Origin of the sequence: Shewanella sp. AS16 (assembly GCF_021412365.1) — a bacterium.
Taxonomy (GTDB): Bacteria; Pseudomonadota; Gammaproteobacteria; order Enterobacterales; family Shewanellaceae; genus Shewanella; species Shewanella salipaludis.
The window spans coordinates 1-282 of sequence record NZ_JAKCLK010000421.1; the positions used below are offsets into that span (position 1 = coordinate 1).

The following is a 282-nucleotide window of genomic DNA, read 5'->3' on the forward strand; positions in this document are numbered from 1 at the left end:
CACCACCGAGCCGCAGGCGCTTTTACAGCCATGCACAACAATCCCACGTCCACCCTCCTCATAACTGGTATCACACTCCACAATTGGGTTAGTACCATGCTTCGGGCAAGTGACGGTATCATTCAGCAGTGCAGCCTTTTTTCCCTGAATATCAAAGGTTGAAGAGGCCGAAGAGACTTTGCCACCGTGAGAAGTTGCGTCATTGAGTACTACCACATTTTTTCCCATATCACTTTCCATGTATTTGTTTCACACATTACGTAACCGGGCCTTTTCTTCTGC

1 protein-coding gene is annotated in these 282 nt (G+C 47.9%); it reads right to left on the reverse strand.

Translation table 11 applies throughout. From position 1 onward, the window contains the following. Positions 1 to 228 (reverse strand): PAAR domain-containing protein (locus tag LZP73_RS20925; RefSeq protein WP_234236911.1); only part of this gene is annotated, 228 nt, incomplete at its 3' end. Positions 229 to 282: the final 54 nt, after the last annotated feature.